This window comes from Arthrobacter sp. B055-34 (genome assembly GCF_059090425.1).
On record NZ_JBNHFQ010000002.1, the window covers coordinates 49605 to 72603 of the forward strand.

General features: G+C 66.1%; 18 protein-coding genes. 9 read left to right on the forward strand and 9 right to left on the reverse strand.

The window, feature by feature from the left end:
- Window positions 1-39: 39 nt before the first annotated feature.
- Window positions 40-2106, reverse strand: a complete 2067-nt coding sequence (locus AC5RWO_RS03350; RefSeq protein WP_498729400.1) for a transglycosylase domain-containing protein — start codon at window positions 2104-2106, stop codon at window positions 40-42.
- Between the two features lie 182 nt (window positions 2107-2288).
- A complete protein-coding gene (locus AC5RWO_RS03355; RefSeq protein WP_498729402.1) occupies window positions 2289-3122 on the reverse strand; it encodes an SDR family oxidoreductase in 834 nt (277 codons plus the stop codon).
- 77 nt (window positions 3123-3199) lie between these two features.
- On the opposite strand from AC5RWO_RS03355, the gene AC5RWO_RS03360 reads away from it, so the two are divergent.
- Window positions 3200-3955: a sigma factor gene (locus AC5RWO_RS03360; protein WP_498729403.1), complete on the forward strand. Its 756-nt coding sequence runs from the start codon at window positions 3200-3202 to the stop codon at window positions 3953-3955.
- A gap of 168 nt (window positions 3956-4123) precedes the next feature.
- On the opposite strand, the gene AC5RWO_RS03365 is transcribed toward AC5RWO_RS03360, so the two are convergent.
- Window positions 4124-4804: a TetR/AcrR family transcriptional regulator gene (locus AC5RWO_RS03365; RefSeq protein WP_498729405.1), complete on the reverse strand. Its 681-nt coding sequence runs from the start codon at window positions 4802-4804 to the stop codon at window positions 4124-4126.
- Window positions 4805-4899: 95 nt separating this feature from the next.
- Between AC5RWO_RS03365 and AC5RWO_RS03370 the strand changes: the two genes are divergently transcribed.
- The 3 genes from AC5RWO_RS03370 (at window position 4900) to AC5RWO_RS03380 (ending at window position 7586) form a co-directional block, all read left to right on the forward strand.
- Window positions 4900-5937, forward strand: coding sequence for an NAD(P)-dependent alcohol dehydrogenase (locus AC5RWO_RS03370; protein WP_498729406.1), 1038 nt, complete (start codon window positions 4900-4902; stop codon window positions 5935-5937).
- Window positions 5938-6015: 78 nt separating this feature from the next.
- Window positions 6016-7035, forward strand: coding sequence for a PHP domain-containing protein (locus tag AC5RWO_RS03375; protein WP_498729408.1), 1020 nt, complete (start codon window positions 6016-6018; stop codon window positions 7033-7035).
- A gap of 74 nt (window positions 7036-7109) precedes the next feature.
- Window positions 7110-7586 carry a heavy metal-responsive transcriptional regulator gene (locus AC5RWO_RS03380; RefSeq protein ID WP_498729409.1) on the forward strand — a complete coding sequence of 159 codons (477 nt, stop codon included), beginning with the start codon at window positions 7110-7112 and terminating at the stop codon, window positions 7584-7586.
- A 127-nt stretch (window positions 7587-7713) separates the two neighbouring features.
- Here AC5RWO_RS03380 and AC5RWO_RS03385 read toward each other — a convergent pair whose 3' ends face one another.
- On the reverse strand, window positions 7714-8994 hold the full coding sequence (locus tag AC5RWO_RS03385) for a glycerophosphodiester phosphodiesterase family protein (RefSeq protein WP_498729410.1): 1281 nt from the start codon (window positions 8992-8994) through the stop codon (window positions 7714-7716).
- Window positions 8995-9144: 150 nt separating this feature from the next.
- Here AC5RWO_RS03385 and AC5RWO_RS03390 point away from each other — a divergent pair, with 150 nt between their 5' ends.
- Window positions 9145-9780, forward strand: a complete 636-nt coding sequence (locus AC5RWO_RS03390) for a hypothetical protein (RefSeq protein WP_498729411.1) — start codon at window positions 9145-9147, stop codon at window positions 9778-9780.
- Here the strand turns inward: AC5RWO_RS03390 and AC5RWO_RS03395 are convergent.
- The 5 genes from AC5RWO_RS03395 to AC5RWO_RS03415 form a co-directional block, all read right to left on the reverse strand.
- Entirely contained in the window at window positions 9688-11250 is a 1563-nt protein-coding gene (locus tag AC5RWO_RS03395) for a dynamin family protein (RefSeq protein WP_498729413.1), read from the reverse strand. The two genes, AC5RWO_RS03390 and AC5RWO_RS03395, sit on opposite strands and share 93 nt — an antisense overlap.
- A complete protein-coding gene (locus AC5RWO_RS03400) occupies window positions 11247-13076 on the reverse strand; it encodes a dynamin family protein (protein WP_498729414.1) in 1830 nt (609 codons plus the stop codon). The genes AC5RWO_RS03395 and AC5RWO_RS03400 overlap by 4 nt, the downstream gene beginning before the upstream one ends.
- A gap of 101 nt (window positions 13077-13177) precedes the next feature.
- Window positions 13178-14449, reverse strand: coding sequence for an IniB N-terminal domain-containing protein (locus AC5RWO_RS03405; RefSeq protein WP_498729415.1), 1272 nt, complete (start codon window positions 14447-14449; stop codon window positions 13178-13180).
- 154 nt (window positions 14450-14603) lie between these two features.
- On the reverse strand, window positions 14604-17204 hold the full coding sequence (locus tag AC5RWO_RS03410; RefSeq protein ID WP_498729416.1) for a helix-turn-helix transcriptional regulator: 2601 nt from the start codon (window positions 17202-17204) through the stop codon (window positions 14604-14606).
- A gap of 4 nt (window positions 17205-17208) precedes the next feature.
- Window positions 17209-19263, reverse strand: coding sequence for an Hsp70 family protein (locus tag AC5RWO_RS03415; RefSeq protein ID WP_498729418.1), 2055 nt, complete (start codon window positions 19261-19263; stop codon window positions 17209-17211).
- A gap of 508 nt (window positions 19264-19771) precedes the next feature.
- Here AC5RWO_RS03415 and AC5RWO_RS03420 point away from each other — a divergent pair.
- The 4 genes from AC5RWO_RS03420 (at window position 19772) to AC5RWO_RS03435 (ending at window position 22969) form a co-directional block, all read left to right on the forward strand.
- Complete coding sequence (locus tag AC5RWO_RS03420) at window positions 19772-19990, forward strand: PLD nuclease N-terminal domain-containing protein (protein WP_498729419.1); 219 nt, start codon at window positions 19772-19774, stop codon at window positions 19988-19990.
- Window positions 19991-20050: 60 nt separating this feature from the next.
- Window positions 20051-21031 carry a GlxA family transcriptional regulator gene (locus AC5RWO_RS03425; RefSeq protein WP_498729420.1) on the forward strand — a complete coding sequence of 327 codons (981 nt, stop codon included), beginning with the start codon at window positions 20051-20053 and terminating at the stop codon, window positions 21029-21031.
- 124 nt (window positions 21032-21155) lie between these two features.
- Window positions 21156-21794 (forward strand): HD domain-containing protein, encoded by a 639-nt coding sequence (locus AC5RWO_RS03430; protein ID WP_498729421.1) that lies wholly within the window; start codon window positions 21156-21158, stop codon window positions 21792-21794.
- 101 nt (window positions 21795-21895) lie between these two features.
- On the forward strand, window positions 21896-22969 hold the full coding sequence (locus AC5RWO_RS03435) for a zinc-dependent alcohol dehydrogenase (protein WP_498729422.1): 1074 nt from the start codon (window positions 21896-21898) through the stop codon (window positions 22967-22969).
- Window positions 22970-22999 lie beyond the last annotated feature (30 nt).

Sequence of the window (22999 nt, forward strand, 5' to 3'; positions counted from 1 at the left end):
TAGATTGGAAATAGGAAGTACGGGTTGCCCTGAACTCGGTCAGGGCCCGTCGGGTAGCCGAACTTTCTTCTCGCCCTTGAGCGCGCCTTCCATGGTGTCTTGCCAGACCGGGCCAGCCACTTCCGAACCGGTCAGGTCCCGATAGGTATTGCCGTAGGCCTGAACTCGGGTCAGCGGATACTGTGCGCCACCCCTCGGGTCGCCCAGCCACACGGCTGCCACCAGTTGAGGCGTGCCGCCCACGATCCAGTTGGCGGCGAAATCGTTGGTGGTGCCCGTCTTGGCTCCCGCTTCCCGGCCTTCGGGGCGGAGCCGCGGGCCAAGGGTGCCGGTTCGCTTGAACGGTTCCTTGAGCACATCGGCCACAGTATCGGCTATGTCCTCATCAATCGCCTGGTGGCAGTTAGGGTCCGGGACCGGCAGCTCTTCCTTGGTGCCGGTGCGCACTGCCCTGATGACCGTCACCGGTTGGCAAAGCACGCCCCCGCCCATGAATGCGGAGTAGGCATTGGCCATCTCCAGCGGGCTCACTTCGTAGGCGCCCAGGGCCAGCGAGGCTTCCCGCCCAACCAGCTGATCGGTCGGGATGGACGTGATGCCCAGTGTTTCGGCCATCTTGGCCGCGTTGATAACGCCGACGCGTTCAATAAGGCGGACGAAGTACACATTCACCGAGCTGCGGATGGCCTCATAGGCGTTGATGACCCCGTAGTCGCGGTTGCCGTAGTTGACATAGCCGCCCCGCGGGTTATCGAGTTTCGACGATCGGTAGGGTCCGTCAGCGCGTAGCCGGGTGGAGGTCGGAATGCCTTGGTCCAGCGCCTCGGCCAGAATGATGGGTTTCATGGCAGACCCGACCTGGAAGGCGTTTCTGGCGTAGATCACTTCCGTCTTGCCCTTGCCCTCGCCCCAGTCCCGGTTCTGGGCGATGGCCGCGATATGGCCCTTGCCCGGCACGATGATCGCGGTACCGAGGGCCGCACGGTTGGTGTTGCCCAGTGCTTTCTCGACCGCAGCCTGTGCAGCGTCTGCCGCTTTCCGGTCCAACGTCGTCGTTAGCGTTAAACCGCCCAGGTGGAAGCGTTCCTGACGGACCTCGGGTGTCTTCCCGAACGCCTTGTTCGTCAGGATTTCCTCGCGGACAACCTCGCAGTAGAAGGGGTACTTGGATTCCCCGCAGCTGGAGGGGGCCGCGCCGCGCTTCACGGCCAGGTCCGAGTCCAGTGCCGCCTGAGTCTCTTCGGCGGTCAGGACACCCCGTTGCTCGAGCACCGTCAACACGGTGTTGCGCCGTTCCGTGGCACCTTCGGGGTTGGTAAAGGGGTCGAGGTCAACGGGTGCCTTGAGCATGCCGACCAGCAGGGCCGACTGGACATGGTTCAGCTTCGCCGCCGTCGTGCTGAAGTAGATTCGGGCGGCCGCCTGCACTCCGTAGGCGCCGTTGCCGAAGTAGACGGCGTTCATGTACTGGGTGAGGATCTCGTCCTTGGACAGCTGCTTCTCCAGCGCAAGCGCGTATTTGGCTTCGCGGATCTTGGCGTTGTAGGTGACGCCGACTGCCACCTGCTCCTCGACTTCGTCCCGCGCATGGTTGACCAGCATGTTCTGGACCAACTGCTGCGTGATCGTGGATGCGCCTTGGACGTTCTCGCTGGTCACATTGTTGATCAGCGCGCGGGTGACGCCGAGGGGATCCACGCCCCGATGCTCATAGAACCGCGCGTCCTCGGTTGCGATCAGTGTTTCCTTGAACGCCTCGGACACCTGGTCCAGCTTCACATCTGTCCGGTTTTCACTGTAGATGCGGGCAAATTCCTTGCCGTCCTTGTCCAGCAGCACCGTATGCTGCGGCAGCGGGCGGTCCACCGGCAGGTCAGTCGGCAGCTCCTCCCACATGTCCAGCACGGAATTGCCGGCGACAGACAAGCCCACCGCAGCGGGTGCCACGATCATGCCGACGCCCAAAGCTGCGACAGCCACGCTCGCCAGCCACAGGTCGACGCGCCGCTGCCCGGCGCGTCGCTTCGGGGTTCGGCCGGGACGGGCTCCCGCCAGCAACTCGTCAAGGTTGACCGGTTCCGGTTTGTTGCGTCCCCATAGCCGCATGATGTTTTGTGGGGGAATTCCGGTGCCGGTTACACCTGTTGCGCAACCGGCCGCTACCGCGCATTATGAGGGGCCGCTGGGAAGGCACCCCTCGGGCGCCGCTGGTTTTCCCACACCCCTCCTTTGCCAAGATGGAGCAGATAAGAAAACAGTAGAACCTCCGCCGGGCGTTGACTAGAGCGTCAGGCATAATGGTGGACAGGACCCAAACGGTCCGACAGAAAGTCGTCCCACGTCTTGCGGCCTACCGCCTGTTCGGGCGTCAGGTTGGCGCCGTTCCTGAACGCCCGTGCTGCCCCGCCCGGCATCGGGACCGGCATGATCAAGCGGCGACGGCCGGTGGCCTGCAGGTAGCTGTGGATCAGGTCCGCCATCAAGTGCACCTGAGGCCCGCCCATCTCCGGTACCAAGCCGGACGGCCCGCCAAGGGCCAGTTGGGCCAGCCGTGCCGCTACTTCCGCTGCATCGATTGGCTGGACGCGGAGTCCGGCAGGAACCGGTATCACGGGCAGCTTGGCAATCCCCTGGGCCATCATCAGCACCAGGTCATGGAACTGGGTGGCCCGGAGCGTCGTGTAGGGCAAACCGGAATTGGCGATGATCAGCTCTGCCGTCCGCTTGGCTCCGACGTAGCCGAACATCGCCCGGTCAGCGCCGCTGGTGATCGGTGTGCGATCCGCGCCGACCACCGAAATATACACAAGATGCCGGACGTTGGCCCCCGCCGCGGCGCGAACCAGATTGCGTGCCTTTTCATCATCCCCTTGGCCGCTGCCGGCACAGTGGACAATGATTTGCACTCCTTCCACCGCCGCTTCGATGCCCTCACCGGTCGCCAAATCCCCGGTTACGAATTCGATGCCCTCCACCGGCTCGCGCTTGGTCCGGCTCAACACCCGGACGCGGCAACCGGCTTCCTGCAGGCGCGGAACCAGATGCCGCCCCAGCGTCCCGGTTCCGCCGGTGACCAGCACCGGCGTCGTCGTACTGTGCTCTTGATTGGTGTGCAGCTGCATTGTTGTTCCCCTATCAGGATTGTTACTCGTTATCGTGGTTCACTGTTATGACCCTTCCGGGCGGGAGAATGTGACAGATGGACGATCTTGAACAGCTGGCCGAGCAGTTCGAGCCGCACCGGGCCCGGCTCCGGGCCATGGCGTACCGGATGCTCGGTTCGCTCAGTGAGACCGACGACGCTGTCCAGGAGACCTGGCTGCGGCTCAGCGGCACGGATTCCAAAAGTGTCGAAAACCTTGGCGCCTGGCTGACAACCGTGCTCGGACGGGTCTGCCTGAACCTGCTGCGTTCCCGCAACACACGCCGGGAACAGCCGTTCGGGCTGCACATGCCGGATCCGGTGGTGAGCCGCGTCGAGGGGGCTGATCCTGAGCAGGAGAGTCTGCTGGCCGACTCCATCGGGCTCGCGCTGCTGATTGTGCTGGACGCCTTGACTCCTGCCCAACGGCTGGCTTTCGTCCTGCACGACATGTTCAGCGTTCCGTTCGACGAGATTGCCGAGGTTGTCGACACCTCACCGGCAGCGCCCGGCAACTCGCCAGCCGCGCCCGCCGCCTGGTGGAGCAGGAATCCCAAATCCCCGATGCCGACCCAGTACGCCAGCACGAAGCGATGGATGCTTTTTTCGCAGCCTCGCGCAACGGAGATTTCGCTGCGCTCGTCGCGGTGCTGGATCCCGACGTCGTTCTTCGTTCCGACGGCGGACTCACCCGTCGCGCTGCCACCACGGTCCTGCGCGGCGCCTCGAACGTGGCCGGACAAGCGGTTACTTACCAGCAGCTCGCCCCATTCGTGCGACCGGCGCTGGTCAACGGGAGCGCTGGAGCCGTGATGGTTCCGCGCAAGCAGGCGGTTTCAGTCATGGCATTCACTGTCAGGAACGGAAAGATCGTGGCGATAGATGTGCTCGCCGACCCGGCGCGGCTCAGCCGACTCTGCCCGGCCGTCTAGCCGAAGCCCGTTATCCGCCGTCGTGGATAGCGGGCACCGGTCCGGGAAATCAGGAAGGGTTCCCGGGGAGGGCTGCCGCGAGCGCGTCCAGGATCATGTTGAGCCCGAACTCGAATTCATCGCCGAAGTCGTAACCAGGTTTCAGCACGTGTTCAGTCGCCATTTCCATGAGGTGGGGGTACTCGCCCTCGGCAAAGAGCTGCACTATCGGTTCGGCGACGCCGGCAACGGTATCCGGCCCGCTGAAAGGCAGCGCGGCTTCCTGCAGCACGGAACCGTAGACATACGCGTCGAGCAGGGAGTAGGCGTGGGCGGCCATCTTTACGGAGAAGCCCGCCGCCCGCAGCGTGCCGAGGATGGCGTCGTGATGCCGCAGGGTGGCCGGCCCCGGCGTAGTGCGTGACTCCATCAGGGCGGTTGCCCACGGGTGCCGCTGCAGTGCCTGCCGCGCCGAATCCGCCCGGCGCCGTAGCTCGGCTCGCCAGTCCCCCGCAGAAGACGGCAGCTCGATCTCGCTGAAGACGAGGTCCACAACGCCATCGAGCATCTCGTCCTTGTTCGCCACGTAATGGTAGAGCGACATCGGCTTGGCTCCGAGTTCCTGCGCCAGCGAACGCATGGTGAGTGCCGCGAGGCCCTTTTCGTCGGCGATGGCGATGGCTCCGCGCAGTACCCGCTCCCTGCTTAAAGGAGAGCGTTCCTCGCCTGTTCCAATTGTTTCTTGAAGCATTCAGTTAAGCCTATCGCATTTTCGTACACTGTACGATACTCTCGTCGTACTTAGTACGGCATCTTTGCCGCACTTCATGAGTAAAGGAAACGGCCATGGCATCTCGTGCAGAGCATGTGGATAAGGGAACCCTGAAGAACAGCCCGGCGAAGGGGGAAACCGCCATGCGGGCCATCGCGCAGGACGTTTACGGCTCCGCGGAAGTCCTGCACCTTGCGCAGGTTCCACGCCCCGTTACCGCGGAGCACGAAGTACTTGTCCGGGTGCGGGCGGCCGGGCTGGACCGCGGCGTCTGGCACCTGACAAGGGGACTGCCCTACCTGGCCCGGCTGGCCTTCGGGCTTCGCAAACCCAAAAACCCAATACCGGGTATGGACCTCGCGGGCATCGTGGTTGCAGCCGGACCGTCAGTTGCCAGGTTCGCCGTCGGCGACGAAGTGTTCGGAAGCGGCCGCGGCTCCTTTGCCGAATACGCAGTGGCCCGCGAGGACCAACTGGCCATCAAGCCGGCAAACCTCACTTTCGAGCAGGCCGCCGCCGTTCCGGTATCAGCGGTCACCGCATTGCAGGGCCTGCGCGACGCCGGCAGGATCGAGCCGGGGCAGAAAGTGCTGGTCATCGGTGCGTCCGGCGGGGTGGGATCCTTCGCGGTTCAGCTGGCCAAGGCCTTCGGGGCGCACGTCACCGGCGTGGCGAGTACCGCAAAGCTCGACGTCGTTCGTTCCCTGGGTGCCGATCGCGTCATCGATTACACCCGCGAAGACTTTGCCGACGGCGCCAGCCGCTACGATCTGATCCTCGACATCGCAGGGAACCCCTCGCTCACCCGGCTGCGCCGTGCGCTGACCCCGGCCGGAACCGCCGTCATCACCGGCGGGGAAGAAGGCGGAAACCTGACGGGCGGCATGAACCGGCAACTGGGGGCCCTGCTCCTGTCGCCCTTCGTCGGCCAGCGGTTGACCATGTTTATCGGCAAGGTACGCTCCGTCGACCTCGAAGAGCTGACCGGGCTCATCGAGGCAGGGAAGCTCAAGCCCGGTATCGACAAGACCTTCCCTTTGGCCGAGGTCCCCGACGCGTTGCGTTACCTTGAGGACGGCAAGGTCCGCGGAAAGGTTGCTATCACCATTTGAACGGCCCGCGGTCCAAGTGCCGATGGGAGATTTTCCTCTGGAGCGGCGCGGCGGTGCTCCTTGGTGGAAGATGGAGCCATGGATGCTGTCGCCGCACTCAATGAGATTGCTTTCTGGCTCGAACGCGAGCTTGCTCCCAGCTTCAAGGTGCAGGCTTTCCGCAAGGCCGCCACCGCCATTCGCAGCCTGGAGCCCGAGGAGCTCGCGGCCCGGGCGCGTGACGGCCGGCTCAAGAACATGAAGGGGATCGGCAGCAGAACGTTCGAGGTCATCAGCCAGGCGGTCGACGGCGGGGTGCCCGATTACCTTGCGAAGCTGCGGGAACGTTCGGCCAAACCGCTGGCCGAAGGCGGGGCGGAATTGAGCTCGGCACTCCGCGGCGATCTGCACAGCCACAGCAACTGGTCCGACGGCGGGTCCCCCATCGAGACCATGGCGGACACAGCCCGGATGCTGGGACGGGACTACCTGGCGCTGACCGACCACTCCCCCAATCTGAAGATCGCCAACGGGCTAAGTGCCAAGCGGCTTACCGAGCAGTTGGACGTAGTCGCGGAGATCAACGATGCAGCCGACGGCTTCCGCCTGCTGGCCGGGATCGAGGTCGACATCCTCGAAAACGGCACGCTGGACCAAACTCCCACCATGCTGCAGCAGCTGGACGTTGTGGTGGCCAGCGTGCATTCAAAACTCCGCTCCGATAAGCGCACTATGACCAAGAGAATGCTGGGCGGCGTCACCGATCCCCATACCAATGTGCTGGGCCACTGCACGGGCCGCCTGGTCAAAGGGTCGAGGGGCACCCGCCCGGAATCGGAGTTCGACGCCGAGCGGGTGTTTGCCGCCTGCGCCGAACACGATGTCGCCGTCGAGATCAATTCGCGGCCCGAGCGGCAGGATCCGCCGGACAACCTGATCCAGCTTGCCCTGGACGCCGGCTGCCTGTTCAGCATTGACAGCGACGCCCACGCGCCCGGCCAGCTCGACTTCCTCCAGTACGGGGCTGAGCGCGCCGCGCGGAACGGTGTCCCGGCGGAACGGATCATTAATACATGGCCTTTGGAGCGGCTGCTGGAGTGGACGGGCGCGGGAAAATAACCGGACAAAAGCCGTGGGCAGGAACGGGGTTTTTTGTTGACCTTGGAGTGGGCTCCAAGGTTTAAGCTGAAGCCATGACTGGCTTACAGGCGCCTCACGCGCTGAAAGTTGGCGAGTTGGCCAAGGCTGTCGGCGTCTCCACCGATGCGCTCCGCTACTACGAGCGCGCGGGCTTGCTTCCGCCGCCGGACCGGTCCCCCGCGGGCTACCGGTTGTATCCGCCCAGCGCCGCGGACCGCGTGCAGTTTATCCAAGGTTGCCAGCGGCTGGGCCTGCGGTTGGCAGAGATAGCCGATCTGCTCGACGTCCGGGACACTGGCCGGTGCCCCTGTGAACCGGCAGAGTCATTGCTCCGCCGGCGGATCGGCGAGCTGGACAGGGAGCTGGACCGCCTCACCCGGTTGCGCTCCGATCTGCAGGCCATGGCCGACCAGCTGCACGGCACAGATTGCCCGGATCCGGCCCCTGGCACGTGGTGTCCGCCCGGTCCGGAAAGCAGAAAGGAGGTGAACCTTGATGCACACCCAGAAGGCGTGCCCCTGCTGCGATGACCCTGGCTGTGACGGAAGCTGCTGCGGCGGCGGTTGTTGCTGAACACGATCCAGAACAACGACGGCGGCCCTCCCGGTGAGATTTCCTTCCCACCTTGAGTGCCGCCGTCGTACGTAGTTAGGTTCTTCAGTTGGCGAAAACGTCCTGCAGCTGGCCCTGCGGGGTCCACAGCGCCACGGAGTCGCCGCCGTTGTTCAGCACCGAGGCGGTGCCATTGTTGTAGAAGCTCTCCGCGGTGTTGGTGCCGGGGCCGGTGTAGACGCGCAGCTCGGCGCCCGGGGCCAGGACGTAGCCGTCGCCGATGGCGAGGATGTTGTTGGCCGCGTCACGGATGATGCTGCCGCTGACATCGATGCTGCGTCCGGTGGTGTTACGCAGGAGCACGTGCTCGCCGGTTTCCGCCTGGACGTCGCTGCCGGCCGGGTTGTTGACCGAGTCCACGATTTCGACGCCGTTCGCCGAGGGGAAGGGCTTCCCGCCGTCGAGGTAGCGGGCGGTCTGGATCGGGAAGTCCCCGGTGACTGCGTCGACGCCAAGGTCGATGGAGTGCTGGACGGCCTCCGGGGAATTGGCGGTGTAGACGCCGATAACCAGACCGGCGGCCTTGACGTCGGCGACGTTCTGCGCGTTCAGCGTGCGGTAGTTGGTGCCCACGGAATCGGCGAAATCGGCCCACTGGGCCAGGGTTTCCGGTCCGGGAACGGTGCTGGAGAGCTGCTGCAGCTCGATCTCCGGGGCGATGGAGGCGAAGATCCGGTTGGAGGCCTCGTCGAAGCTGAGCACCTGGATCTTGTCCGCGGCTACCAATTTCTGCCACTTCTTATCGGTGCGCAGCTCATCGGCGACCAGCTGCTCGATGCCCGGCGAGTTCTTCGGGGACTTGATCTCGATGTAGACGCCGGTCTCGGTGGTGGCGACCCTGGCGGCATCGTCCAGATGCGGGATGCGCTCGCCGGCGAATTCCTCGCCGAAGTAGGCGCCAGCGTCGAGCTGCTGCAGCTCCGCCCAGGTGAAGGACGTGATCGGATCGTTTGCGCGGTCCGGGAAGACGCCCTCGACGTTGGTGGTGCGGGCCGGAGTGTCATCGTGGAAGAGGAACGGAACTCCGTCGGCGCTGAGCTGGACGTCGATCTCGAAGAAGTCTGCACCGGAGGCCCGGCCGTCCTTGAACGCGGCAACGGTATTCTCCGGTGCCGTGCCGGCGGCGCCGCGGTGCCCGATGAGCAGCGGAGCTTCGGCCTGGCTGCTGGCCGCGGTGTCCTGCGCGGCGGAGCCTGCTGTTCCAGTCTGCGGCGCGGTCTGCGGCCCGGTCTGCTGGGCAACGGCGGCAGGCGCTGCGAGCAGAGACAGCCCGACGGCGGTGGCCGCGGCTGACCCGGTCAGAAGCGTGGTGATGCGTGATGCCATACGAATTGAACTTCCTTCATCCTGGTGGTCAATATCCCCCTGGACCGATGCTGGGCCCTGGTTGCATCCGGCACGCCAACACAGGGTAAACCCGGAATGAAGGGCGGGAAAAGGTGGACGAGGAGTGGCGGCCGCCACTAGATTACGAGCATGGCTCAAGATGGGGGAACCAACGATCCTGCCGCTGCCGGCGGACGGACAGACGCCGCCCGGCCGGCCCAAGCTGGCGCCTCGCTGCCGGGACGGCCGCCGAGACCGCAATTGTCCGACCGGACCCCGCCGCCCATAGGGCAGGCACTGCCTCCTACCGGCATGGTGAAGGCGGCGAGATCCCTGTGGCTGGTGAGCTTCCTGCTTGGCGGGGTGGCCATCGCCTTTGCCTACCTATCCCGCGACGACCGGTTGGAGCGGCTCCGCGAGATCGTGACCGAGGTTGACCCTGCCCAGGACGAAGCGACGGTCGATGCAGCGGCTGCCCTAGTGCACTGGGGCAGCCTGGGAGCCCTGGCACTCATCATTGTGGTCGAGGCACTCCTGCTGCGCGCGCTGATGCGCCGGCGCGGCGGGATCCGGTGGGTCCAGCTGGTGGTCATACTGCTCCACGGTGGAGCAGCGGTCCTGGCGGACGCTTTCCTGGTGGCTCCGGGCGAGGGCGAAATGTACCTCCGCTGGGCGCTGATAGCGCAGGTGGTGCTAGCCTGTGCGGCGCTGCTGGTCAGCCTGCTGCCCGGCGCCGACGCTTGGTTCCGCGCCAAGCACGAGACGTACGGTAGGCCGCGGGGCTGAGGCATCCGGCATCCCGGCAAGGACCGCCTCGCAGCTGCGGACCACAATATGGCAAGCTTCCACGGCAGTGCGGTCGGTCATCGGGTTCTCGGCCAGTGTGCGCCAGCGGCGCAGGCTGGCCAGGGCTTCGGCCCGCAGCGCCTCCGCTGGCATGTCCTCGGGCAGGCCGAGCCGGAGCGCCGGCAGCATCCCCCGGCCGCCGATCAGGCGTTCGGCCTCTGCCGCCAGCTCCTTGGGCAGGTCGAGGCCCGTTGTCCGCGCGGTAGCCAGCAGCCGCAGCTCCCGGAATTCATGGGCACCGGCCTGGATCCGTTCGAGCAATGCTGCCACCCGCTCCGTTCCGGCCCGGGGCCGCTCACGGAGAAGGGCCTCCACCCCGGCCAAGGCGGTCCGCGCCTTGAGCTGCGCGGCGCGAGCCTGGAACTGGCCGGACATCAGGCCCAGCAGGTCGTCCAGTCCGCTGCGGCGCGCGAGCGCGTGGGCCAGCGCCGTCGGCTCGCTGATGCCGCCCCGGATGAGAGCCGTGGACATCCGGATCCCGAACAGGCCGAAGCGTTCCAACAGAGCCGCCCGGACCTCGGGGTCGGCTTTCAGTCCTTCGGTGGGACGGGAAAACCTGTCAGCGGAGAGCAGCATGCGTTCGCGTTCCGCCCGGCCCAGCTTGGCCAGTTCCAGCAATGCAGTGAACTCTGCTTGGCGTAGGGTGCGAGCACTTTGGGCCAGCAGCCCGGCGATAGGAACGACGCCCAGGGCCAGCGACCGCAGCGTGCCGTCACGCCGGTAGCGCTCAGCGATCTCGCCCGCCGAAAGCAGCGAGTCGATCCGTCCGGCGCCGATTTCATCTGCACGGGACAGCACCGCGAGCGCGTTGACCGTCCCCGATTGGCCTGCTGCAGTGTCCTTGAAGGCCTCCAGGAACTTCAGGTCGGTGGCGTGCAGGTGCCGCATCAGGTAGACGACGGCGTCCGCTTCGGAGGGAGCGTCCCGGGGCATGAGGAAGTTCGTGGAGCGGGCGGAGACGTCGCCGGAGAGTGAAGCGATGCCCGGAGTGTCGATCAGGGTGAGATCGCGCAGGCTCTTCGCGGGCCAATCCACCACCAGCCGGTCAACCTCCTCCGCGCGGGTAGCGCCCAGGTCGAAGACCAGCCTGCCTCCGGCGCGTTTGACCGGCAGCCCCCGAGGTTGCCCGTCGACGGGGTGCAGGGTGATCCGCGGTGTGTCCCGGTAGCGGTACCACGTCACCACCTTTGTGCATTCACCGGCGTCGGTGGGGGCGATCTCTTCTCCGATGACGGCGTTGAGCAGGGTGGATTTGCCGGCCTTCACCATGCCGGCCACGGCCACGCGCAGCGGCTCGTCCAACCGTCGGGCATAACCCTCCAGGGCACCGCGGGCTGCCGGGTCGTCGTTGTAGGCCCGGAGGGCTTCCTGGACGAGCTCCGTCACGTCGGTGTTGCCGGTGCCGCTCATGCGCGTCCGGCCGGGACGGGCTTGGCCTCCAGCGCCTGTGCCTGTTGGCGCAGCGCCTCGACGCGCTTGAGCGCGGCCTTGATGTCCCGGATACGCTGTTCGCGTTCGAGCGTGTAGCTGGCCGCGGCTTTTTGCGCGGCAAGCACGGAGTCCGACAGGGAGCGGTGGTGTTCCTCGGCGATTTCGGTGAAGTGGTCCCGCGTGCCGCGCTGGACCAGCCGAAGCCGGTCCTTGAGCTGTTTGCCGACTTGGAAGACGACTTCGTCGATTTGCCGGCGCACCAGCGTCTTCGCTTCATTTTGGCGGCGTTTGAGCCGGGCTTCCTTGTCTTCGCGGTAGGCTTTGCCGCCGAGCAGCAGGCCAGCGCCGACGGAGAGCGGGTTGATCAGCGACATGCCGATGATGCCGGTGAGCAGGCCGAACATGAGCACGCCGCCGTAGGAACCGCGCATACCGATGAGGATTTTCTGCATCGGTCCGAGCCTGCCGGGGTCCAGCGTCGGTACGGGAACGACCGGGTCGAGCACGTCGTCGGTGCCATCGACCTGGAGGACCGGCAGGGGTACTTCGTCGTGGGCGAAGTGTTCGGCGACCTGTCCGGAGAGCCATTGCGCGCGTTCGTTGGTCCAGACGAAGGTGTCCGAGACGGCGGAGGCTACGCGTTGTTCCAGCCACTCGGTGAACTTTTCCCAGACCCGTCCCGGGTCTGCTGCATCGATGGCCTGTTCGGCGTCGCGCTGTATACTGCGCAGTCGATCGCGCAGGTCATGTTCCATATCGGCGATGAGGTCGCTGACGCCGTCGTTGAGTGTTGTCTGCCAGCGCGCGGAACGCTGGCGCTGCACGTCGGCGCGTTCCTTGGCCGCTTCCAGCTCGGCGATCATCTGCGGAGTGCCTTCCGGGTTTTGAAGCGCGCTAAGTTCGGATTGCAGCGACAGGCGCAGGTGTTCGGTGCTGGAGAGCAGGTCGTGTGCGACGGAGCGGCGCTGGAGCCGTTCGGCCTGGCCAAGGACTTCCTGGCGCAGATAGGTCACGAGCGCGGGAAAGCCGGACTCGGTGTTGAGTTCACTGTCGTTATGCCGGGCACCATACAGGCGCAGTTCGGAGGAGACGGGCAGCAGCGGGATGTCCGGGCCGACATTATCCAGGTGGCCCCGGTCCAGTTCCGCGACCTGCCGCCACTGCGGGTACAGGTCAGTTTTGGAGAGTACGCAAGCCACGTTTGGGCAGATTCGCATGGCTTGTCGCAGGAACCGGATCTCCGGCTCGGTGTACTCCTGCGAGGCGTCGGAGACCAGCAGCACGGCGTCCGCCGTCGGCAACGCGGTCAGGGTTGTGAAGGAATGGGTTGAATTCAGGCCGCCTACCCCGGGGGAGTCCACCAGGGTCAGACCGCCGGAGAGAAGTTTCCGCGGCAGGGAAACCTCAGCGGCGGCAAGGCGCCGGCGGTTGCCGGGGTTGCCGTTCTCGGACACGTAGCCGGCCAGGTCCTCGATGGGCACCTGGCGGCGCTCGAGTTCGGGTTCACCGTCGCCGTCCTGGCTGCCCTCGCGGGGGACCATGATGGTGGCGGAGGCCGGGTCCCCGTACCGGACCACGGTCGGCACGGAGGTGGCAATATCGTCGTCGACCGGGCAGATGGGGGCGTTGACGAGTGCGTTAATCAGCCTGCTCTTGCCCTGCTTGAACTCGCCGACAACGATCACACGGACATTCGGATCCAGCACCCGCTGGCGGGTTTGCTCCAGCCTGCGGCGCAGATCCGCCCGATCGGCGTCCGCTGCCAAGGCGATGCTTTGCTCCACGAGCTTGACCAGCTCTGCCATACCTGTCTCCTCCTGTGTGCGGACGGCCTAATGCACAGACCCGCCCGGCAGGTCCCCCTTCCTGCCGGGCCGGCTGTGAGCCGTGAATTTCGAGCCGATGATCAGTCTTCGACGAGCGCGCTGCCTTTCTCGATCTCATTGTCATCGTTGTCCGTAACGACGACGTTGTCTTCGATGTTGGTGAATTCGGCTTCGAGGTCGAATTCGTTGCCGACATCGTTCAGGTGCGTTTCCTCGTTGCCGACATCGTTCAGGTGCGTTTCCTCGTTGCCGACGTCGTTGTTGTTGCCGTCGATGCCGTCGTTGTCCTCGAACTTGATCTCGGTGTTGGTTTCGTTACCGACGTTGTCGAGATGGGTCTCTTCGTTGCCGACATCGTTGTGGTTGCCATCGATGCCGTCGTTGTCCTGGAAGGAATCCTCGTTGCCAACGATGTTGTGGTTGCCGTCAATGCCGTCGTTGTCCTGGAAGGAGTCCTCGATCTCGACATTGACATCGGTCTTGTCGACATCAACATGGTTGTTGTTGCCATCGATGCCGTCGTTGTCCTCGTTGCCGATTTCGTTGTCGTTGCCGTCGATGCCGTCGTTGTCCTCGTTGCCGATTTCGTTGTCGTCGCCGTCGACGCCGTCGTTGTCCTCGTTGAACGAGCCGATGATCGTGGTGTCCTCGCTGCCGATTTCGACGTCGGCGTCACCATCGGCCTCGACATCGACGTTGGTGGAGTTGTCCTCGGAGTTGTCCTGCTTAACATCTCCGCCCGCAGCGATGGAATCATCGCCGTTGGCCACGTTCGCGTCGTCGCCGGCAGCCACGGAGTCGTCACCGGAGGCGATGACGGCGTCGTTGTCGAACCACTGGTTGACGTCGCCGTCGGCCCAGATGTTCTGGTTCACGGACTGGTCGTTGATGGTGTCCCGGTCGTCCACCGTGGAGGTGTAGGAATACTCGTTGACGATGTGGGTCAACTGCTGGACGGCGTGGCCGTGGTCGTCATCGTCGTCCCGGTGATGGCCGTGGTCGTCGTCGTTATCCCGGTCCGGACGGTGGTTGTCGTTGTCGTTGTCGTTGTTCCAATCACGGCCGCCACCGCCGCCGTCGTTGTTGTTTCCCCCGTCGCTGTCCGGATTGTTGTGGTCAATCCGCGAGGAGTTGTCCCCGGTGTTGTACTCGCGGTCGAAGGAGGCGCCGACGCCAACCGGGGCAAAGTCCAGGACTACCGGCATAACGGCGTCAACGTCGTCCGAGCAGACGTCGCTGAGGCCGGCGTGCTCCAGCTCCCGCTCGGGATCCTCCCGGAAGGCGTGGGCCGCATCGGGGTCCCGGAGCAGGTTCATAATGAATTCAAGAAGGGTGCTCGCAAGTGTAGGCATGGTATTCCCTCAATCTGAAAAGGTGTGTGAACTTGGATCCGCCGAGCTGGTTGCCTGGCTTGCATCAAACGTAGGTCCGGGGTGGAAGGGCCTGCATCGGGGTTATCTCCCCCGTTGCGGTTGCCCCCTATAGGGGTTTGGACGTCCCCCAGCATTAGGGAGGACCGGACGCTTCCTCGCCGAGGAGCAGCCGCAGTTGCGCCAACAGCTCCGAGCGGGTGGCTGCCCCTAACCGGCGGCGGATCCTGGCGATATGGTGCTCGGCAGTGCGGGGCGAAATGAAGATCGCGGCGCCGATTTCACGGTATGTCTTGCCTTCCAGCACCAGCCGAGCCACCTCACGCTCGCGGCCACTCAGGACCTCCGAGGCGGCACCAGCCGGCTGCCCTGCCGACGGCCGACCGGCGGGCCGGACCGCCGGCAACGTGGGAACGGGCTCGGTCTCCGCGCTGACCGAGACCACGGATCCGGGATGAAGATCCCGGGCGCAGGCGAGCAGCCTGGCCATGTCCTTGCGCTCGTCGGCGCGGGGGGCGGCATGGCCGGCTAACCGAGAGCCGTCCCAGGTCAGCCCGACCGCGGCCAGAGCGCGTGCCGCAGCTTCGACCGCGTCGACGTCGATATGGCCGGAAAGGACCGCTACCCAGGACCGTCCGGCGGCCGCCAGTACGGAGGCCAGATGGTTATTCCCGGAGGCACGGACCAGCGCCGAGGCATGGGGAGCAAGGTCCGACGGCCGCTCCGCCAAGATCGCGGCCTGGACAGCGTGCCAGCGCAGCGGAATCGACCACAGCGGAGGATCCCCGAGACGCTCCAGCACAGCCCAAGCCTCGGCGAGCTGCGGCGCCAGCCGGGCCGAATCGCGCAGCCGCGCTGCCGCGACGGCCAGTTCGCCGAACGGCAGCAGGCTGTAAAGGTCCACCGAGACATGCAGGATACGCTCGCGGGCGCGCTGCCAGGCGTGGACGAGGGCAGCGGTGTCATCGGTACGGCGGGCCAGGCCTACTTCCAATGCGTCGAACAGCAGTTCGTCGCGGGGTGTGAGTCCGCCCTCGCAGGCAGCGGCCTCGGCGATGGCCGCACGAACCCGGTCCGGACGGTCAAGCTGCATGGCGGTCCAAGCTCGCAGCAGCAACAGCCTGGGACGCGCCGCCGGACCGGCCTGCTCTCCGGCCAAGGCATCGTCCAAAACAGAGTCGGCCACGGCCAGTTCGCCGCTGTGCAGCGCTACCAGCGCAGCCAGCGCCGCCGGGACGTCCGGGAGCGGAATGCTGCTGCCGGACGCCGTCATCATGTCCGAAGCCCGGATCAGCGCGGGCAGGGCGCGGTCCGGCTGCGCCGCAATGGACGCGCTGATCCCTTCCCCCATAAGTCCGACGGCGACAGCGGCGAGCGTGGGCGAACCGCTTGGTCCGCACGACTTGAGCATGGTTTCGGCGCCGTCGCGGTCGCCGGTGCCGATCATCGCGACGGCGGCGAGTGCAGCCGAGGGCCCTGCCCTGTCCGCTCCCAGCCACCGGTAAACTTCCGCGCTGCGTGCCAGCATGCCCCGCTGTGCCCAGGTGGCGGCGGCTACGTCCACGCCGCGGACGAGGTCGGGTGCGTCTTGGCTTGAGAGCAGGTTATCCAGAATCCGGCCGGCGCCGTCAAGATCGCCGACGGCAGAGGCGGCCTGTGCCCGGCGGGCCGCGGTGGCAAGTTCATCGGAGCCGGCGGCTCCCGCTTCGTCATAGAGGGCAGAGGCGAGCGCAGGCTGCCCGGCCAGCACGTTGTCGCCCTCGCGCTCCAAGGCATGGGCGATCCGCGGGTCTCTCAATCCGCCCCGCGCCAGCCCGCGGGCGACCTCGCCGAGTGAACGTCCCTCTGCGGCAAAGGCATCCACCAGAGCCCGCTGCGCCTCGTGGACCCGGTACGGTGGCGTCACAGCCAGCACGGCTTGGCGCACCAGTGGGACCAGCTTGCCGTCGGCGCGCAGCAAACCCGCTGCCCGCGCCCTGGTGACCAGGTGGTCGAGACTTTCCCCGGCCTGGTCCAGAGCTGGCGGAATTTGCCCGGCGAGGTCGAAACCGACGCTCAGGGCAAGCAGCAGGTCGGACAGCCCGCCGTCGATCTTGTCGAGCTCATAGCCAAGCTGGTCCATCAGACCGCGTGAACGGTGCGGCTCAGACAAGACACTGCTGCCATGCTGGCCGATCGCTTCCATAACCAGATGCACCAGCCAAGGCATGCCGGCGGTAGCCTCCGCCAGCTTGTCCACGAGCGACGTCGTGGGGGCAGCCTCGAGCACTTCCGCAGCCCGCGCGCGGATTTCCTCGCTCGACAGCGGACCGAGGATCACGGGTGCGTGGTGCTGCTCCAAGGTGGCTGACAGACGCCGCAAAGCGGCCGGCTGCGGCCAGGGCCGGTACGCCACCACCAGGTTCACGTCCCGCTCCTCGATCAGCGAACCGAGCTGGGCCAAGGCGGAATCGCTGAACTCATGGGCATCATCGACCAGTACCGCGCCACGTGCATTGACCCTGCAGAGATCGAGATCCGTGGGGCTGAGGTCCACGCAATTGCGCAGAACATGGAGTCCCATGGCTCGGTACTGTGCCTCAAGGTCGTCCAGCAGGACGGTTTTCCCGGTTCCGCCGGCACCGACGATACCGGCCAGCAGCCGCGATTCCGGGGCGGCCGCTACCTCGGCCAAAAAAGAGGCAGCAACAGAAGGGCGAAGCGGGCGCGATCCGATGCCCGCAAGACTTGTCTCCACCGTGTCACCCCTCCGGCGCAGGAACAGGCGCAGTCGAGGGCGCCTCCGGAGCGGGCGCGGGCGGCACCGGGTCAGCTGCTGGTTCGGTCGCAGTGGACGCCGGTGGTGCGGGTTCAGGAGGCGCAGGTTCAGGAGGTGCAGGGGCCGGCGGGTCAGCGGCGGGAGCCGTCGGTTCAGGGGCGGGTGGTTCGGGCACCGGGGTCTGCGGGACGTCAGGAGCTGGCGTCACGGGCGGCTCGGCTGTGGTCGGCGGCTGTGTGGCCGGAGGTTGGGCCGGCGTCGTCGGAGCGGGACCGGTTGCCGGCGGCGCCGGTGCGGGGTCGGCGGGTTCCGAAGCGGACTGGTTCGGTTCGGCGGCTGGCGCGGGTGCTGAAGGGCTCGTTCCCTTGGTCGTCGGCTTCGGTGCGCTCGACGGCAAGTCCGGGCGGGCTGCGTTTGTGCCTGAAGTGGAGCCCTTCGGCGTTGTGGCTGTGCCGCCGTCATTATTCACTGCTCCCGAGGCCCCGTCCGCGGGCGCCGTCCCGGTGACCGGATCGGCGTCGGCGTCCACCGCCTGCCAGTTATCAGTGATCGGAGCCCCGCCGCTGCCGTCCAAGACCGGCATTCCTGCCGGTCCCCCCGCGCCTGATCCCTGTGGTCCGGCAGCGCCATCGGGTGGAGCCGTCCCCGCTCCGCCTTCCTCTTCCGGAGCCTGCGTCCCCGCTGCCCCGGCCGCCAACGAATTCATCTCCGCCGGACTCTGGGCCGCTGTGGCCGTCAGAATGGTGAGCGTAGCGACGGTTGCCGCTACCGCCGTCATCCGGGCGCCGGTCCGCGGGTGCGCCGGTTTGACGGACGCCACTGGCGCACCCGTCCCGGTGCCAGTCCCGAAACCGTGACTGTGGCCAGTTGTTTGCCACGCGGCCGCTTTGCCTGCGGTTACTTCCTCGGGCTCGGCCGGGCTGTCCGGAGCAGTCTGCGCTCCGGCAGCCGCCGGAGCCAGCATGGCCGCAGCCGAGAACGCCGCGCCCAGCGAGATGGAAGCCTTGGGATCGGCGTCGATAGCGATCGGGCGGTTGAACTCCGCCGAGAGCAGCTGGGCCACGAGCGGGATGCGCGAAGAACCGCCGATCAGGAGGATGGCGCTCAAGTCTTCGGCATCGGTGTCTGCCGCCTGCATCGCACGCTTGAGCGCCACAATGGTCTGCTGCACGCCGTCGTCGATCATCGCTTCGAACTCCGAGCGCACCAAACGTATCTGGCTTTGGCCGCCCGGCAGAAGTACCGGGATGGAGGCCTCCGAATCCGTGGAAAGGGCTTCCTTCGCCTCCGTGCATTCCCGGCGGAGCCGCGCGAGCGCCATCAGCACCCCTGGGTCGGTGATATCGAGACCGGCCAGAGCGTCCGCCGCGCAGGAAGCAACGTGGCAGAAGACAGCGTCGTCGAAATCGGCGCCGCCAAGGCGTTCAAGTCCCTCGGGACGCCCCAACGTACGGAATGTCTCCGCATTGCTTTTCTGAAGCACGGCCGCGTCGAAGGTCCCGCCGCCGAGATCGTAGACGGCGATGGTGCTGCCTTCATCGACCCGTTCCTGGGAGGCGTAGTGGACCGCCGCAGCCTCCGGTTCGCTGACCAGCGTGACGTCTGAAAGTCCCACGCCTGCCAGGGCTTGCCGGATCAGGTCCCTTTTATAGCCGCCCCAGCTGGCCGGATGCGCAATAGCGATGGCGGCAGGCGGTTCCCCCTCGCGTTCCTGGGCACGGTCTACCACCCAACGTGCCATGGTGGCGACGATATCCTCGGGTGCCACGGACAGGTCGCCGACGACGATGGGAACGGCATCGCCCACACGCCGCTTGAATTCACGTACCAACCGGTCCGGATGGGTTGTTCCGCGACGTTCGGCTGCTTCGCCCACCAGGACCTGGCCGTCCTCGCCGAGGAAGATCACCGATGGCACCGCCCCGCCGCGTACGCCCAGGTTCAGCACCTGCGGCGCGGACTGGCCTGAACCGTCGAAGCGCGCGACCGCCGCAGCGGAAAAGCTCGTGCCAATATCAATGCCAAGTACAAAGCTCATGGACTCCCCCAGCAATGCGCGATCGAACTCGATCGTCCCCACCCGTGAACGGGTCTTCAGTCAGAGCAGTGCGATGCTCCCCAATAAGCCAGGCAGAAATCCATGCCATGGATGCGGCATGTCAGCGGACCTCATAACCTCCGCTGCGGTGACCCTCGAAAGTGCTTGCGATGATGATCGTGCCGGTTCCCAGCCGGCCCGATCGTGGTCTCTGCTTGACCCCAACTCCTTCAGGTTAGGAGCCCCTCTGCTGGAATAGCAAGGGGTGTGGACCCCGTAATTCCGCCGGAAAATGCCATCGTCCATGGTTAATGGATTAGGTGGACTTGAACGTCTCGCGGGGTGCAGTCCCTGGGGCTGACGCGCCGGTCATCGATCTCATCCTTCGGACTGATGCCACCCGTCGTGCTGGAAATCTAGACTCGCAAACGGGGGTTGGGAAAACCGTGGCCAACCGGCGCCGACAGCATTGCACCCCCACACCGACCGAGGGAACGGGGGATACGGATTGGAGTATGACCAGCTGATCTGGCTTGTATGTGCCGGCCCGTTTGCCCTGTGCCTCAGCGCAGGCGCGCTGGTCAGCGTGCTCCGCAGCGACTTCCCGCCCGGTGCAAAAACCGCCTGGGCCTGCGCGGTCCTCTTCGTCCCGATCCTTGGCGCTTCCCTCTGGCTCGCGGCGCACCGAACCCCCAGTAAGAACCAGCGGGGAGATGTCCGTTCGTGATGGAATAACCGAAGGCAGCCCGACAACCTGGCTAAAGGGGCTGGCCGGAATCGAGGCTCCATGGCAACCGCACGCCGCAGCACTTCTGTGCGGGTGGGAATCCTGGTTTTCGACGGCGTGAAGCTGCTCGACGTCGCCGGCCCGGCGGAGGCGTTCGCCGAGGCGAATCTGCTCGGCGCCTCGTACGAACTTGTCCTTCTGTCACCCGATGGGAATGACGTCCAATCCTCGGTGGGCATGCGGGTTTCAGTTGATGCCGCAGCGACCGAAGCGGCCAGCTTCCACACGGTCCTGGTGGCTGGCGGTGATGTCCTGCCCACGAAGCAGGTTCCCGCCAGGCTGGTCGCTGCCGCCGGGCATTTGGCCAGCAACACCCAGCGCATGTCCTCCATTTGCACGGGCGCCTTCGTTCTTGCCGCGGCGGGGCTGCTCGACGGCCGCCGCGCCACAACCCATTGGAAACATACCAAGCAGCTGGCCCTGCGCTACCCGGCGACGCAAGTGGAGCCTGACGCCATTTTTGTCAGTGACGGTGGAATCCACACTTCGGCCGGCGTCACTGCTGGAATCGACCTCGCGCTGGCGCTGATCGAAGACGACCACGGCCCGGATCTGGCCAGAGCGGTAGCCCGTTCGCTGGTGGTGTACATGCAGCGTTCAGGCGGCCAGTCGCAATTCTCTGCCCCGTTGCAGGGGGAACCGCCCAAGTCCTCACCACTGCGCCCGGTACTTGACGCCGTCCAAGCCGACCCTGCAGCGGAGCATTCTGTCCCAGTGCTTGCCCGCAACGCCAACCTGAGCGTGCGGCATCTGACCCGGCTCTTCCGCGAGGAACTGCAGACCACTCCCTCGAAGTACGTGGAACTGATCCGCTTCGACACCGCCAAGGCCCTGCTCGACGCGGGCTACAGCGTCACAGAAGCGGCCGGACGCTCCGGATTTGGCAACTCCGAAGCGCTACGGCGGACCTTCATCGCGAGGATCGGCGTGCCGCCGTCGAAATACCAGCAGCGTTTCCGGTCGACGGCGAAAAACGACTGAACGCCACTGGCGCCATGGCCGAATCCGAGGGAATGTCGTCCGGCGGGACGGGGCCGGTCCCCCGTCCCGCCGGACAGTATGGGATACAGGCACACTTCCGTGCCGTTGGACAAAGGAGACATTCATGGCGGAAATCATCGCCGGCATCACCGTTCCGGACACCGACCTCGTCCGAAGCGCCACCGAACTGGTCCGCGACACCACCAACGACCTGCTGTTCGACCACTCCCGGCGGGTATTCCTCTTCGGCGCGCTCCAGGGCCAGCGCCTCGGCCTCGACGTCGACCACGAACTGCTCTATGTGGGCGCACTTTTCCATGACCTGGGCCTAACCGATAAGTACGGTACGGACAAGCTGCGCTTCGAGGTCGACGGCGCCAACGCCGCCAAGTCCTTCCTGCTGGACCATGGCCGCTCGGAGGCTGACGCGACCAAGGTGTGGACCGCCGTCGCGCTGCATACCACCCCGGGCGTGCCTGAATTCATGGATCCGGAAATCGCGCTGGTGACCGCCGGCGTGGAGACGGATGTGCTGGGCATCGGCTATCAGGACCTTGACCGGACCGACATCGACGCCGTCACCGCGGCCCATCCGCGGCCGGACTTCAAGCGGCAGATCCTGGCCGCCTTCACTGACGGCAACAAGCACCGCCCGGAGACCACCTTCGGCAACGTCAACGCGGATGTGCTCGAGCACTTCAGCCCCGGTTTCCGCCGCACGGACTTCGTGGAGATCATCCAGAACTCCGCCTGGCCCGAATAGGTAGCGCCTTCCGTTCCGATCCGTCTTAGTGCTAGCGGCCACCCGCCGGCACTAGGATCGGACGAGAAGATGGAGGGCCAACAACCAGGGAGGAGTGTGCCATGGCATCGTCACCAGTGGCCGCTGGCCTCCCCGGCCCAAAATCCGCTGGTCTCGCCCTCGCCCGGGTCAGCCTTGAACCGGGCGGCGTTGCCCTCGTCCCCCATCGGCCCCGCGCTCCGCGGCCTGAGGAGGTGGAACTCAAGGTGACGCTGTGCGGACTCTCCGGCGCCGACGTCGTTGTTTACCATGCCGATCCGGCGTTTGACTGGGTCCGCTCCGGCACGGTGCTCGGGCACGAAGCCGTGGGGGTGGTATCCGCCGTCGGCCTGCTGGTGCCGGAATGGCCGGCCCCGGGTACGCGCGTTGTTCCGGTATCCATGCTCAGCTGCGGCGACTGTGAAGAATGCCTGGACGACCGGCCGCAGCAGTGCGCCCGGCCCAGCACCCTAGGGCTCAACCGTGACGGAACGGCAGCGCGGACCGCCCTGGTTCCATGGCAGAATCTGCTGGCGGTGCCGGAGGGCCTCCCGGATACGACGGCGGTGCTCGCCGAGCCCACGTCCGTCGCCTGGCGTGCCGCCGCCACCGTAGGACAGATCCGTCCCGGCGACCGCGTGGCGGTTTCGACTACGCGGGCCGTTGGGCTGCTTGCTGCCCTGATTGCCCGGAGCCTGGGCGCCGACGTCGTGATGGTGGGACGGCCCGGGCCCCACCATCAGCAACGCCAGGAACTTGCCGCGAGCCTCGGCCTGCGCAGCACCACCGAACCCGAGCCGGAGAGCGCCGATGTCTGGATCGAGGCGTCCGGTTCGGGCAAACAGTTGGCTTCCGCGGTGGAGGTGCTGCGGCCGGGCGGCAAACTTGTGCTCGTGGCCATGTATGCCACGGGTGCCCGGCAGACGGTGAACACGGTGGTCGGCAAGGAGCTCACCGTACTGACCAGTTATGCCTCCACCCGCTCGGACTTTGACGACGCGCTCGCGTTCCTGTCCACCATGCCCGACCTCGGTGAACGCCTGATCACCGTCTATCCGATGGGGCAGGCCGTGGAGGCCCTGCGCCTGACGGCAGAAGGGGCGCCCGACGATCCCGGCCGCCCGCTGGTCAAAGCGGTGCTCCGGATGAACGGCTAACGCCAAACCGCCTGGTCAAGCCGATGTCCG

Bases quoted from the DNA above. Each gene is read 5' to 3' on its own strand.
- AC5RWO_RS03350 (WP_498729400.1), bottom strand. From the start codon at position 2,106: ATGCGGCTATGGGGACGCAACAAACCGGAACCGGTCAACCTTGACGAG.
- AC5RWO_RS03355 (WP_498729402.1), bottom strand. From the start codon at position 3,122: ATGCAGCTGCACACCAATCAAGAGCACAGTACGACGACGCCGGTGCTG.
- AC5RWO_RS03360 (WP_498729403.1), top strand. From the start codon at position 3,200: ATGGACGATCTTGAACAGCTGGCCGAGCAGTTCGAGCCGCACCGGGCC.
- AC5RWO_RS03365 (WP_498729405.1), bottom strand. From the start codon at position 4,804: ATGCTTCAAGAAACAATTGGAACAGGCGAGGAACGCTCTCCTTTAAGC.
- AC5RWO_RS03370 (WP_498729406.1), top strand. From the start codon at position 4,900: ATGGCATCTCGTGCAGAGCATGTGGATAAGGGAACCCTGAAGAACAGC.
- AC5RWO_RS03375 (WP_498729408.1), top strand. From the start codon at position 6,016: ATGGATGCTGTCGCCGCACTCAATGAGATTGCTTTCTGGCTCGAACGC.
- AC5RWO_RS03380 (WP_498729409.1), top strand. From the start codon at position 7,110: ATGACTGGCTTACAGGCGCCTCACGCGCTGAAAGTTGGCGAGTTGGCC.
- AC5RWO_RS03385 (WP_498729410.1), bottom strand. From the start codon at position 8,994: ATGGCATCACGCATCACCACGCTTCTGACCGGGTCAGCCGCGGCCACC.
- AC5RWO_RS03390 (WP_498729411.1), top strand. From the start codon at position 9,145: ATGGCTCAAGATGGGGGAACCAACGATCCTGCCGCTGCCGGCGGACGG.
- AC5RWO_RS03395 (WP_498729413.1), bottom strand. From the start codon at position 11,250: ATGAGCGGCACCGGCAACACCGACGTGACGGAGCTCGTCCAGGAAGCC.
- AC5RWO_RS03400 (WP_498729414.1), bottom strand. From the start codon at position 13,076: ATGGCAGAGCTGGTCAAGCTCGTGGAGCAAAGCATCGCCTTGGCAGCG.
- AC5RWO_RS03405 (WP_498729415.1), bottom strand. From the start codon at position 14,449: ATGCCTACACTTGCGAGCACCCTTCTTGAATTCATTATGAACCTGCTC.
- AC5RWO_RS03415 (WP_498729418.1), bottom strand. From the start codon at position 19,263: ATGAGCTTTGTACTTGGCATTGATATTGGCACGAGCTTTTCCGCTGCG.
- AC5RWO_RS03425 (WP_498729420.1), top strand. From the start codon at position 20,051: ATGGCAACCGCACGCCGCAGCACTTCTGTGCGGGTGGGAATCCTGGTT.
- AC5RWO_RS03430 (WP_498729421.1), top strand. From the start codon at position 21,156: ATGGCGGAAATCATCGCCGGCATCACCGTTCCGGACACCGACCTCGTC.
- AC5RWO_RS03435 (WP_498729422.1), top strand. From the start codon at position 21,896: ATGGCATCGTCACCAGTGGCCGCTGGCCTCCCCGGCCCAAAATCCGCT.